The organism is Luteibacter sp. GL_149 (genome assembly GCF_057834065.1).
In genome coordinates this window covers 4264293-4277917 of the sequence record NZ_CM174395.1, presented here as the reverse complement: position 1 = coordinate 4277917, position 13625 = coordinate 4264293, and the positions used below count along the sequence as shown (strand labels likewise).

Sequence of the window (13625 nt, the reverse complement as noted above, 5' to 3'; positions counted from 1 at the left end):
CGTCGACGATCAGCAGGCGTGTCGCGGTCCGATCACGCAGTCGGTCGGAGCGGGGCAGGGTGCGCTCTTCTCCGCGGCCTGCGGTCTGCGGACTTTCGCGGCTTCCCGCTCGTTTTCGGCCTTTGCCAGCGAGAACAGCAGCTCTCGATTCGTGATGTGACCGTGCAGGAACGCCAGACCCGTAAACATCGAAGCCATGATCCTCTCCCCGGACTGTCGCAGAAAGCTGCGACTTGGTGTGGGGACAAAGCGTGCGCTCTGGACTGCGGCGAAAAAAGCGATATGTTTGCAATCCAGACTTGAGGGAAATTCACATGTCCCGGATGCCGTTGGCTCTATTGCAAGGGTTCGTGCTGGTTGCCCGTACCGGCAAACTGTCGCGTGCGGCCGAGCAGCTGAACCTGACTGTCAGTGCCCTCAGTCACCAGATCCGCAACCTGGAAACCCGCCTCGGCCGCAGACTGTTCGAGCGCGGTCCTCGTGGCGTGGTCCTCACCATGGACGGGAATCATCTGCTGGATGCTATCGGACACCATTTCGACGGCATCGAGCAGGCACTGCATCGCTACGCGGGGCGCCATCAGGATGCGCTGACGGTCAGCGTGCTGCCCTCGGTCGCCTCCAGCTGGCTGGTACCGCGGCTTCCCCGTCTGGTCGCGCGCCATCCCGAGCTGGAAATCAGCCTGCAATCCACCGCATCGCTCGTGGATTTCGATCGCGAGCCGGTCGATGCCGCCATCCGTTATGGCATGGGGCAATGGCCGCGCACCACGGCGGAGCGCCTGTTCGGCGAGTACATCGTGCCCGTGGCCAGTCCGGCGCTGATCGAGCGTATGGGCGGCATGCCCGACGTGTCCCTTGCGGGATGGCCGCTGCTGGGCGACCCGTCGGGGCGCTGGACGGGCTGGGCCGAGAAATTCAAAACGCCCTTGCCGGGCCGGTACGTGGCCCGGTTCGATAACACCGAAACCATGCAGCGCGCGGCGCTGGAGGGCATGGGCGTGGCCCTCGCGCGGCTGGTGATGGCGCGCTCGCTCATCGAATGCGGTGCGCTGGTCATGCTGTGCGAGGAGCGGCTGCGGGTCGCGGAAGCCTATTATCTCGTCTATCCACGGCGGTCGGAAACCCACGCCGGCATGACGGCTTTCAGGGGTTGGTTGCTGGAGGAGGCCGCGTGTCACGAAGCGGGTCTCGGCGAGCCACCAAAGGCTTGACACTTGCGCAGCGCAGCACGACAATTCTCGCGCTATCGCGCGGCTTCACGCGCCTTCAGCACCCTGCCATTTCTTAACCAAGGCATATGGACGTCTACCCTAGTCGACGCGCCGACATCCGCAAGCATCGGAGGGCGGCGTTGAAAAATAATCGCCCGCGGCGACCGTAAAGGTCTGCCGGCGCTTTCCTGACTAGGAAAGTCCGGCTCACCCTCGACGGAAGCCTACGGCTTCCGTTATCCGAGGAGTGAGCCATGAAGCTCAATCTTGATATGTCCGGCGCCCGCATGTTCGGCCGTCGTCTCGCGTTCGCGCTGGCCCGCCGCCGCGCCGATGTTTCCGCACGTCCGCGCACCATTACCGTGCCACGGTCCCGTCATGCCGAAGAAAGCCTGGCGAAACCCAAGAGTCGCACCCTTTTGCCATCATGAGCAGCGATACAGCGACAGGGGCGCGGCGTCCGCCGCACGGCTCCATGTCGATGACCAGCAGAATATCCATTCGTCGGCTCCGCGCCGGCGCGGGACGTCGCAACCCCGGTTGACGTCCGCTCGCGCCCGGTGGCTTCGATGTGCACCAGGGAAAGCGAGTCATCATGAAGAAGCACCGCGCAGCTGATCCGGCTGCAACCCCGCTCCAGAACACTATCGTCCGGGACGCTTTCCGTGCCGGCCCGGAGCTGCTTGCGTCGCTGGACAGCGGTCTCGACGGCCTGAACGAAGCGCAGATCGCGGAGCGTCTCGACCGCGACGGCGTCAACGAAGTCAGTCACGAGAAGCCGCCGCACTGGTCGCTGCAGCTGCTTCGCGCGTTCAAGAACCCGTTCATCATCGTGCTGGTCGTACTTGCGATCGTGCAGTTGGTCACCGAGCCGGATGACCTCACCGGTCCGGTCATCATCTGCGTGATGGTGGGCATCAGTGTCCTGCTGAGCTTTACCCAGGAATTCCGCTCGTCGCATGCGGCGGAAAAGCTCAAGGCGATGGTCCGGAATACCTCGACGGTCACGCGTCGCGCGGACGACGATCATGCCGAGCGTATCGAAGTGCCGGTCGAGGAACTGGTGGTCGGCGATATCGTGCACCTGGGTGCCGGCGACATGGTGCCGGCCGACCTGCGTCTGCTGGCCGCCAAGGATCTCTTCATCAGCCAGGCCATTCTCACGGGCGAATCGCTGCCGGTGGAGAAGGTCGCGCCGAACGGCCGCGACGTCGGCGACGTGGGCAATCCCCTCGACCTGTCGACCGTTTGCTACATGGGCACCAACGTGGTCAGCGGCACCGCGACCGCGGTCGTCCTCGCCACCGGGCAGCGCACCTATCTGGGTTCCCTGGCGCATACGCTTTCCGGTCAGCGCGTCCAGACGAGCTTCGATCGTGGCGTGTCCAGCGTCAGCTGGCTGCTGATCCGCTTCATGGCGGTGATGGTGCCGATCGTTTTCCTGATCAACGGTTTCGACAAGGGCGACTGGGTCGAGGCCTTCATGTTCGCGTTGTCGGTGGCCGTGGGTCTCACCCCGGAAATGCTGCCCCTGATTGTGACCGCCAATCTCGGCAAGGGCGCGCTCGCCATGTCGAAGCGCAAGGTGGTGGTCAAGCGTCTGAATGCCATCCAGAACTTCGGCGCCATGGACGTGCTGTGCACGGATAAGACCGGCACGCTCACGCTGGACAAGATCGTGCTGGAGCGTCATCTCGATCTGGCCGGTGCCGAGTCCGACGAGGCCCTGGAATACGGCTATCTCAACAGCCGTTTCCAGACCGGCCTGCGCAACCTGATGGACAAGGCCGTGCTCGCGCATCGCGATCTGGAGCCCAGCGCCCGTCGCTTCCGCATCGTCGACGAAATCCCGTTCGATTTTCAGCGTCGCCGCATGTCCGTGGTCGTGACCGGAGACGACGGCCAGCACCTGCTGATCTGCAAGGGCGCCGTCGAGGAAATGCTGGCCATCTGCACCGAAGCCAGGACGGGCGACGTCGTCGAGCCGATGACCGACGAAAAACGCCGGGAAATCCGCTCGATGACGCGCCGGCTCAACGAAGACGGTCTGCGCGTACTGGTCGTGGCCATTCGTCGCGAGCCGCTGCACGACCGTCCCTACGGTGTCGCCGACGAAAGCGGGCTGACCGCGGTGGGCTGTCTCGCCTTCCTCGATCCGCCGAAGGATTCGGCTGCGACGGCTATCCGCGCGCTCCACCACCACGGCGTGGCGGTCAAGGTCATCACCGGCGACAACGAGGCCGTGACCCGCAAGATCTGCTCGGAAGTGGGGCTGGATGTCGTCGCTTCGATACTCGGTCGCGATGTCGAGGCGCTGGACGACGACGCGCTGGACGAACTGGTCGATCGCACGACCGTCTTCGCGAAGATGTCTCCGACCCAGAAGGCGCGCGTGGTCAAGTCGCTGCAGCGCCGCGGCCACACGGTAGGCTTCCTCGGCGACGGCATCAACGATGCCCCCGCGCTTCGCGAGGCGGACGTCGGCATTTCCGTCGACACGGCAACGGATATCGCCAAGGAATCGGCCGATATCATCCTGCTCGAAAAGAATCTGATGGTGCTGGAAGAAGGAGTGCTCGAGGGGCGCGTCACCTTCGGCAACATCATGAAGTACATCAAGATGACGGCCAGCTCCAACTTCGGCAACGTCTTCAGCGTGCTGGTGGCGAGCGCCTTCCTGCCCTTCCTGCCCATGCTGCCCTTGCAGATCCTGGTGCAGAACCTGCTGTACGACCTGTCCCAGCTTTCCATCCCCTTCGACCGGATGGACGAGGAATACCTGCGCAAGCCGCGCAAGTGGGACGCGCGCGACATCGGCCGTTTCATGGTGTGGATCGGTCCGGTCAGCTCGATCTTCGACATCACGACGTTCTGGCTTCTGTGGCATTACTTCGGAGCCAACGACGTCGCCCATCAGTCGCTGTTCCAGTCCGGCTGGTTCATCGAAGGCCTGCTGTCCCAGACGCTGATCGTGCACATGATCCGCACGCGCCGCATTCCGTTCCTGCAGAGCGTCGCCTCGGCGCCGGTGCTGGCGCTGACCGGCCTGATCATCGTGGTCGGCATGCTCGTTCCCTATTCGGGGCTGGGCGCCAAGATCGGCATGCAGCCCCTCCCGGGCATCTATTTCGCCTGGCTGGCCGTGACGTTGCTGTGCTACAGCGCGCTGACGCAGGTGATGAAGACGATCTACATCCGGCGGTTCGGCCGCTGGCTATAACCCAGCGGGCTGTTATGTGCAGGGGTGCGCTTGAGCGCGCCCCTGCATGTAGAGAAGCGAGCCCTTTGCACATTGATTCGAATTTCAGTGTGATCTTGTTCACAAAACGGCACTTCCGTTTCGTGGCGATATCGGAGAGCATTCGCCCCTACGCAGGGCGCTGTATTACCGCGCCCGGTCCTTAAGGGGGATCCAAAGCGCATTTCGGTCGCATCGGCGACGTGACCCCCCCATGCCTATCGTGCTCAAGGGTTGTCGATGAATCGGATCTATCGTCTTTGCTGGAATATTTCTACGAATCAGTGGGTTGCGGCCAGCGAGCTCGCTCGTGGCGCTCGCCCCGGAGCATCCCGCGTCGTGGATCGCACGGGTGGCCCACGACTGACGAAGACCCTGCTGGCCGCCGCGTTGGCGCTGGGTTCGTCGGGGCAGGTCCTTGCCGATCAGACCGGTGGTCAGATCGTTGCCGGCACCGGCAGCATCGCCCACAACGGCGCGACGACGACCATTTCCCAGGCCAGCCAGCACCTGTCCCTGAACTGGCAGAGCTTCGACATCGCGGCCAACGAGACGGTGAACTTCGTGCAGCCGGGCGCGAACTCGATTGCCGTGAATCGCATCCTTGGGAACTCCGCCAGCGAGATCTACGGCCATCTCAACGCGAACGGCCAGGTCTGGCTCATCAACCCGAACGGCGTGCTGTTCGGCAAGGGTGCGCAGGTCAACGTCGGCGGCCTGGTGGCATCCACGCTCGACACGGCCGATGCGTCGATGTCCTCGAGCAAGCGCAGCTTCAGCGGCGACGGCAAAGGCAGCGTCGTCAACCTCGGCAGCATCAACGTGGCCCCCGGCGGCTATGTGGCGCTGCTCGGCAACCGCGTATCCAATCAGGGCACCATCTCGGCACGTCTGGGCAGCGTGGCCATGGGCGCCGGTAGCGCCGTTACGCTGACCTTCGACGCGAACCAGCTCGTTTCCATCCAGGTCGACAAGAGCACGCTGGACAACCTCGCCGAGAATCGCCAGCTGATCCAGGCCGACGGCGGTCGCGTATTCATGACGGCCGGAGCGGCCGACTCGCTGCTGACCAGCACGGTCAACAACACGGGTGTGATCCGCGCGCAGACAGTCGAGAACCGCGACGGCAGCATCACGCTGCTGGGCGGCATGACCGCCGGCACGACCAACGTCGGCGGTACGCTCGACGCGAGCGCTCCGACGGGCGGCAACGGCGGCGCCATCGAAACCTCGGCGGCCTACGTCAACATCGGAGGCGGCGCGAAGATCACCGCCGCGGCGCCGCACGGCAAGGCGGGTACATGGCTGATCGATCCTTACGATCTGACCATCGACGCGGCAGCGGCCAGCACCATTTCGACGACGCTCAACGGTGGCACCAACGTTACCGAAACGACGACCGCCAGCGGCGCCAGTGGCGCGGGCGTGCAGAACCCGGCCGGCTCGGGCGACATCATCGTCAACTCGGCGATCAACTGGTCGAATGCGGCCGCGACACTGACGCTGGATGCCTTCCGTGGCATCGCCGTCAATGCGGCGATCAACGGCGCGGGCGGCGTCGTGATGAACGCCGGAGCCGGGAATATCTCGCTGGCCGGTGGTGGCACGATCGAGGGCGGTACCGGCGTGTCGCTGACGGCGAAGGGCAATTTCATCAATAACGCCGGCGCGAATGCGCTGACTTCGGCTTCCGGGCGCTGGCTGGTGTACTCGACCAACCCCACGGCCAGCACGACGGGCGGCCTGGCGCCGAACTTCATCCAGTACAACGCAGCGGCGGGCGCCACGCCGGCTGCCTCCGGCAACGGCTTCCTCTACAGCGTCGCGCCGACCGTCACGGTGACCGGCCTGACCGGCAGCGTGCGCAAGACGTACGACGGCACGACGGTCGCAACGCTTGCCGGGGCCAATATCAACAGCACCGGCCTGATCAATTCGGACAAGATCGCCGCCGCGACCGGCAGCTACGCCAGCGCCAACGCCGCGACGGGCATCGCCGTGACCGTGCCTTCGTCGGGTGCGAGCCTGACTTTCACCGACGCCGGCGGCATTCCCGTCTATGGCTATCAGGTGGCCGGCCTGCCGCGATCGGCAAGCATCGGCATCATCGATCCGAAAGCGCTCACCGTTGCGATCGTCGGCAATCCGACGAAGACCTACGACGGTTCGACCACGGCGACGCTCAGCGCGTCGAACTATCTGTTGGTCGGGCTGGTGACGGGCGAGAACGTCACCTTCAGCCAGCCGAGTTCGGTTGCCTATGCTGCCGCCGATGCGGGCGCGGAAAGCGTGAGCGCGGCATTCCTGCCGTCGAACTTCGTCGCGGGCAACGGCACGCGACTGGCGAACTACACGCTTCCGTCGCAAGCCACCGGCATGGGCACGATCAACAAGGCTCAGGTGCAGCTCACCGGTCTGCTCGGCACCGACAAGGTGTACGACGGAAGCACGGCCGACGCGCTCGATAAGAGCAAGGTAAACATTTATGGCGTGATCGCGCCGGACGCGAGCAATGTGACGCTCGATACCAGCGGTGGTGCCGGTACGTTCGCCGATGCGAACGTCGGCACCGGCAAGTCCGTGACGGCGAGTGGCTTCGTACTCACCGGTAGCCAGGCTCACAACTACGATCTGGTGATGCCGAATGACCTGACCGGCTCCATCACGCCGAAGGCGCTGACGATCGCCAACATCAGCGCGCTGAACAAGGTTTACGACGCAAAGACGATCGCATCGCTGGTTCTTGGCGGCGCATCGCTCAATGGTCTGGTCGCCGTCGATCAGGGCAATATCACGCTCGATGCGTCGGGAGCTGTGGGGAACTTCGCCACCACGCATGCGGGCAACGGCATCGGCGTTACCACGACGGGCTTCTCGCTCGTCGGCGCGGGCACGGGCAATTACACGTTGACCCAGCCGGCCGGACTCACGGCGAACATCACGCCGGCGGCGCTCGCGATCACGATCACGGGCAACCCGTCGCGCACGTACAACGGCACGAACAACGCCAACATCGCTAATGGCGATGTCACGATTACAGGCTTCCAGGGCAGTGACGGCGGCACGGTCACGCAGAGCGCCGGCGCGACCTACGATGGCAAGGACGCAGGTTCGCACACGATCACCGCGCTGCTCGAAGCGTCCGTCTTCAGCCTGACGGGAGCGACGCAGCTTTCCGATTACAGCTTCCCGTTGTCGGTCACGGGCCTTGGTACCATCACGCCGATTACGTTGACGTATGCGTTGATCGGCAATCCGACCAGGAATTACGACGGCACGACGGTCGCGAATCTTACGAACGCGAACTTCCAGCTCAATGGCTTCCTTGCTGGCGAAGGCGCCACCGTCACCAAGACGACCGGCGCATATGCGAATCAGAATGCTGGCCAGTGGCTCGTAACCGCGAACCTTGGTGCGGGTGATTTCAGCCCGACAGGCGGCACGATTCTCGGCAACTACGTCTTCCCCACGGTGATGACTGGCATGGGCACGATCGTGCCCGCACCGCTTGCCGCTAAAGAGATTTACGCCGAACTCCTGGGCATCACCCGCGCTTATGACGGCACGACGGTTGCCAATCTCACGGCGAGCAACTTCAATCTGATCGGCTTCGTAAACGGCGATGGCGCGACCGTAACGAAAACAACGGGCACGTTCGCCGACAAGAACGTCGGTAAGCAAGCGGTATCGGCATCGCTTGCTCCATCGGATTTCGTTGCAACCGGCAGCACCATCCTCAGTAACTACACGTTGCCTACGGCAGCCTACGGCACCGGCGAAATTACGCCCGCACTACTCACGGCGTCGATCATCGGCAATCCGACCAAGGTGTACGACGGCAGCCGTTATATATCGCTCGTGCCGGGCAATTTCTCCTTGCAGGGATTCGCGAGCGGAGAAGGCGCCGATATCCAGCCGCCTTCGTCGAGCCTGTTCGACGATAAGAATGCTGGTAATGGCAAGGGCATTACCGCCACGATGGCCACATCCTCGTACATCGCGCATTCGGGAACGCTGCTTTCGAACTACACGCTTGCCACCGACGCGACCGGCACCGGCACGATCACCAAGGCGCCGTTGACCATCGTCGGTGTTACCGCACTGAACAAAGTCTACGACACGACCAGTACCGCGACGCTGAGCGGCGCGGGTTCTCTTGTCGGTCTGGTCGCGGCGGACGAATCGAACGTGACGCTGATAAGCGGCACGACGGGTACGTTCTCGCAGGTCAACGTGGGCAACGGCCTTTCCGTTGCGACGAACGGTTTTTCGATTTCCGGCTCGGAAATCGGCAATTACGTGCTGGCGCCGATCACGGGTCTGACGGCCAATATCACGCAAGCTCAGCTACACATTGGCAACGTAACCGCAAACGACAAGGACTACGACGCGACCAATGCCATCGCCCTCACGACGGGTGGCGCCACGCTGACGGGTCTGCTGGGTTCCGATGCGGCTGTCGTGTCCCTCGATGCGAGCAACGCACAGGGCACGACGCGCACGTCGAATGCGGCCGACGGCCTCGCCGTCACGACGACCGGTTTCTCGTTGACCGGTACCGGCGCGGGCAACTACGCGATCAACCAGGTCACCGGTCTGACCGCCAATATCCGCAAGAAGCAGCTCACGGCGACCATCATCGGCGATCCGACCAAGCCGTACGATGGGTCGAACTCCGTGACGCTGACGGATGCCAACTACCAGCTCGGCGGCTTCGTCGGTTCTCAGAGCGCGAAAGTGCCGCAGTCCGCGACCGCAAACTATAAGACCGTGGACGCTGGAAGCAATATCGGCCTCGAGTCGACGCTGGTGGTTTCCGACTTCGTCGCCGGCAGCGGTACGAACCTGTCGAACTACCTGCTTCCCACGACCGCAACGGGCACGGGAGGAACGATCACGCAGGCGATCCTCAATCTGCAGGGCACGCGCGTTTACGACGCGACGACGAATGCCGCCGCGGCGCTGTTCCTTGATGGAAGCAATCGCATCGCCGGCGTGAACGGCGAGTACCTCACGCTTACCGGCACCGGTACGTTGACGACGAAGAACGTTGGCTCCCAGCGTTCGTTCGTCGACACCACTGGACTGACCCTTGGCAACAATACCGGTAATGCAACCAACTACACGCTGGTTGGCGGCATCGACTGGGTCACGATCACGCCGGCGACGCTGACGGTCACCGGAACGCTCGCGGACAACAAGACATACGACGGCAATACCGGCGCGACGATCCACGGGTCCGTCCTGCAAGGCGGATTCGCCGGCGACGACCTCACGCTGGGCGGCACGACGACGGGTACGTTCGATACGAAGAATGCCGGCACGAACAAGTCGGTGGCGACGAATCTGTCGGTCACTGGCGCGGACACCGGCAACTATATTCTCGAGCAGCCGTCGGACGTGAAGGCGAACATCGATGCCAAAACGATCACGGTAAATGCCACGGGTGTAAACAAGGTCTACGACACGACGACCGCGGCTACCGTCGCGCTCGGTAGCGGCGGTGTCGTCGGTGGGGACCAGGTGACCTTCGCGGGTACGTCGCGCTTCGATACGAAGGACGTGGGTAACGGCAAGGCCGTCAGCGTCACGGGGATTACCTCGGCTGGCGCGGATGCCGGCAACTACATCCTGTCTTCCAATGCGGCGGCAACGACGGCGAACATCACGCCTTACCTGCTCGACCTGCTGGGAACGCGCGTATACGACACGACGACGAACGCGGACGCCGCGCTCTTTACGGTGCATGGCGCCGGGTCCGAGACCGGCAGTATTTCCGGCATTGGTACGCTCGCGGACAAGAATGTCGGCAGCAACAAGGCGGCGACCGTGGGTTCGCTCGTGCTGGGCGACAACGGTGCCTTCCTTGCCAGCAACTACCAGATCAGGTCGGTGAAGGTCACCGTTACACAGGCCGAGCTTTACATCATCAACACCGTTGCCGCGAACAAGACGTATGACGGCAACACGATCGCGACGCTCTCCAATACGTCGCTGAGCGGTCTGCTTGTCGGAGACACAGTCAGTCTCGGCAACGTCGCCACTGGCACGTTCGACAGCAAGAATGTCGGTACGGGCAAGTCGGTGTCGACGAGCATGACGGTGTCCGGCGGCGATTCGGCCAACTATCACCTGAATCAGCCGGCGAACGTCAAAGCCGATATCTTCGCCCGTGGCATTACGGTCGTGGCGGATGGTGTCGATCGTGTTTACGATGCCACTACCGCATCGGGCGCTACGCTGAGAAGCGCGGGCGTGGTGGTTACCGACAACGTCGTCTTCACCAATACGTCGAACCTGTTCGATACGAAGGACGTCGGTAACGGCAAGCTCGTCACGGTCAGTGGTATCGGTATGACCGGCGCGGACGCGAGCAACTACACGTTGCTTAACAACCAGACGACGACCTCAGCGAATATCACGCCGTACCTGATCAACCTGCACGGCGAGCGTGACTACGACGGATCGAATGTCGCGGTCGGTTCGTTGTTCGGTACGGTCAATGGCGTTGCGGGCGAAACGCTCACGGTCAGCGGCTCGGGTCTTCTGGCCAACAAGAACGTCGGCACGCAGAAGCCGGTGACGTCGCTGGATTCCCTCCAGCTCGTCGGCGACGGAGCCACGCTCGGTGGTAACTACACACTGGTCGGCGGAACTCACTGGGTCACGGTCGACCCGCTGCATGTGACGGTCGTCGCCGCCGCGAACGACAAGGTCTACGATGGCAGCACTGGTGCAACGAGCGTCCTGTCGTCAGGTGGCATTCTGGTGGGCGATACCGTTTCGTTCGCCGGTTCCTCCGCCTTCGGCGACAAGAATGTCGACAACGGAAAAACGGTGACGGTCACCGGCATAGCGGCCAGTGGAGCCGACGCTGGCAACTATCTTTACAACGTGACGACGACCACCACGGCGAACATCACGCCGCTCGCCATCACCGGCGCTATCCTGGCAAACGACAAGGTCTACGACGCGCTGACCGGCGCCGTCACGCACGGCACCCTGACCGGCCAGATCGCTGGCGACGTGCTGAACTTCGACACCACGGGTGCTTTCGGCGACAAGAACGTCGCCACGGGCAAGACCGTCAACGTCGCCGGCAGCCTGAGCGGTACCGATGCCCGCAACTACACCCTGACGACGAACGCCACGACCACGGCGGCCATCACGTCGCTGGCGATCAATGTCGTGGCGACGGCGCCGAACAAGGTCTATGACGGTACGACGAGTAGCACGGCGGCGCTCGGAAGCGCCGGCGTGATCGCCGGCGACACGGTGAACTTCGCGCAGGGCACCGCCGATTTCGATACGAAGAACGTCGGCACCAACAAGACGGTGACGGTCACCGGCATCGCCGGCTCGGGTACGGATGCCGGGAACTACACCTGGAATACATCGACCACGACCCATGCCGATATCACGCCGCTTGCCATCGTCGGCAGCATCGTCGCCGCCAACAAGGTGTACGACACGACGATCGGTGCGATTACCTCCGGCACGCTGGCGGGTGTCATCGCGGGCGACCAGCTGAGCTTCGCCACGTCCGGCAACTTCAGCGACAAGAACGCCGCCAATGGCAAGACGGTCAATGTCGCGGGTAGCGTGAGCGGTGCGGACGCGGGCAACTACGTGCTGACCACCAACGCGACGACGACGGCGGATATCACGCCGCTGGCGATCCTCGTTACCGCGACCGGTACCGACAAGGTGTACGACGCGAATACGCACGATGTCGCGACGGTCGCCGGTCACGGTGTGCTTGCGGGCGATACGGTCGTCTTCGCCGGCGGTCCGGCCAACTTCTCGGACAAGAATGTCGGCAACGGCAAGACAGTGACGGTTACCGGCATCACGGCCAGCGGCACCGACGCAGCCAACTACAGCTACAACGGCACGGCGCTGACCACCGCGAACATCACGCCGCTCGCCATCTCCGGCACCATCACGGCATCTGACAAAACCTATGACGGCACGACGTCGACGGGAATCGCGGGGACGCTCACCGGTGTGCTGGCAGGCGACAATATCGGTTTCGCCACCACCGGCGCGTTCGCGGACAAGAACGCCGGCACCGGCAAGACGGTCAACGTCGCCGGTGCGCTGAACGGAACGGACGCGAACAACTACACGCTCACCACCAACACGACCACGCTGGCCGACATCGACCGGCTCGTGCTGAACCTGACCGGCACGCGCGTCTACGATGCGACGGCGATCGGCGGTGCCGCGATGTTCGGAAGCGCCGGCTTGATCGCCGGCATCGCCGGCGAGACGCTGACGCTGTCGGGGCAGGGCGTGCTGGCGAGTAAGAACGTAGCCACCGGTAAGCCGCTGGCAGGCCTGGGTTCGCTGACGCTCAACGACAACGGCGGTGCGTTGGCCAGCAACTACACGTTGATCGGCGGCACGCATATCGCGACGGTCACGCCGCTTGCGGTGAACGGTGCGATCGTCGCCGGCAACAAGGTATATGACGGCAACACGTCGGCGGGCACCAGCGGTTCGCTCAACGGTGTACTTGCCGGCGACGACCTCAGTCTGGCCACCTCGGGCAGGTACGTGGACAAGAACGCGGGCAACGGCAAGACGGTGAACGTCGCCGGGACACTCGGCGGGGGCGACGCGGGCAACTATGTGCTGATCGTCAATCCGACCACCACGGCGGACATCACGCGCCGCCAGGTGACGGTCGATGCGACGGGCGTCGACAAGTTCTTCGACGGCAACGCCAGAGACCCGGCCAGACTGGCCAGCACGGGCGTGCTCGGCGGCGACGTGGTGAGCTTCGGTGCGAACAGTGCATTGTTCGCGAATGCGACGGTAGGCAACGGCAAGGCGGTCACCGTGTCGGGTATCTATGCCACCGGTGCCGATGCCGCGAACTATGCGTTCAACGATACCGCGGCCACTACGGCGAGCATCCTGCCGCTGGCTAGCCAGGGCGAGTCGGCTAACGCGTTGACGCAGATCGATTCCGTGCTGGGACCCAGCTCGATCGAAACGCCGTTCGGCGCCGCCGCGCAGAACACGATCGGTCAGTACACGGGCAACCATAAGAAGACCCGTCAGTCGGTCGAGGAAAATCTCGGGCGCAAGGACTTCTATTCGGGCCTGTCCCTGCGAGTGGTCAATGGCGGCGTCGGCCCGGCGACGGATGCGATCCAGTGACCGGA

5 protein-coding genes are annotated in these 13625 nt (G+C 63.6%); 4 read left to right on the top strand and 1 reads right to left on the bottom strand.

Annotated elements, in window-relative coordinates:
- Window positions 1–9 precede the first annotated feature (9 nt).
- On the bottom strand, window positions 10–198 hold the full coding sequence (locus AC3IR3_RS18825) for a hypothetical protein (RefSeq protein WP_489194383.1): 189 nt from the start codon (window positions 196–198) through the stop codon (window positions 10–12).
- A 116-nt stretch (window positions 199–314) separates the two neighbouring features.
- Here AC3IR3_RS18825 and AC3IR3_RS18820 point away from each other — a divergent pair, with 116 nt between their 5' ends.
- From AC3IR3_RS18820 to AC3IR3_RS18805, 4 genes are all read left to right on the top strand, one after another.
- Window positions 315–1214: a LysR substrate-binding domain-containing protein gene (locus AC3IR3_RS18820; protein ID WP_132145837.1), complete on the top strand. Its 900-nt coding sequence runs from the start codon at window positions 315–317 to the stop codon at window positions 1212–1214.
- Between the two features lie 254 nt (window positions 1215–1468).
- Complete coding sequence (locus tag AC3IR3_RS18815) at window positions 1469–1645, top strand: hypothetical protein (RefSeq protein ID WP_489194381.1); 177 nt, start codon at window positions 1469–1471, stop codon at window positions 1643–1645.
- Window positions 1646–1809: 164 nt separating this feature from the next.
- Window positions 1810–4434 carry a magnesium-translocating P-type ATPase gene (gene mgtA / locus AC3IR3_RS18810; protein WP_489194379.1) on the top strand — a complete coding sequence of 875 codons (2625 nt, stop codon included), beginning with the start codon at window positions 1810–1812 and terminating at the stop codon, window positions 4432–4434.
- A 258-nt stretch (window positions 4435–4692) separates the two neighbouring features.
- On the top strand, window positions 4693–13620 hold the full coding sequence (locus tag AC3IR3_RS18805; protein WP_489194378.1) for a YDG domain-containing protein: 8928 nt from the start codon (window positions 4693–4695) through the stop codon (window positions 13618–13620).
- Window positions 13621–13625: the final 5 nt, after the last annotated feature.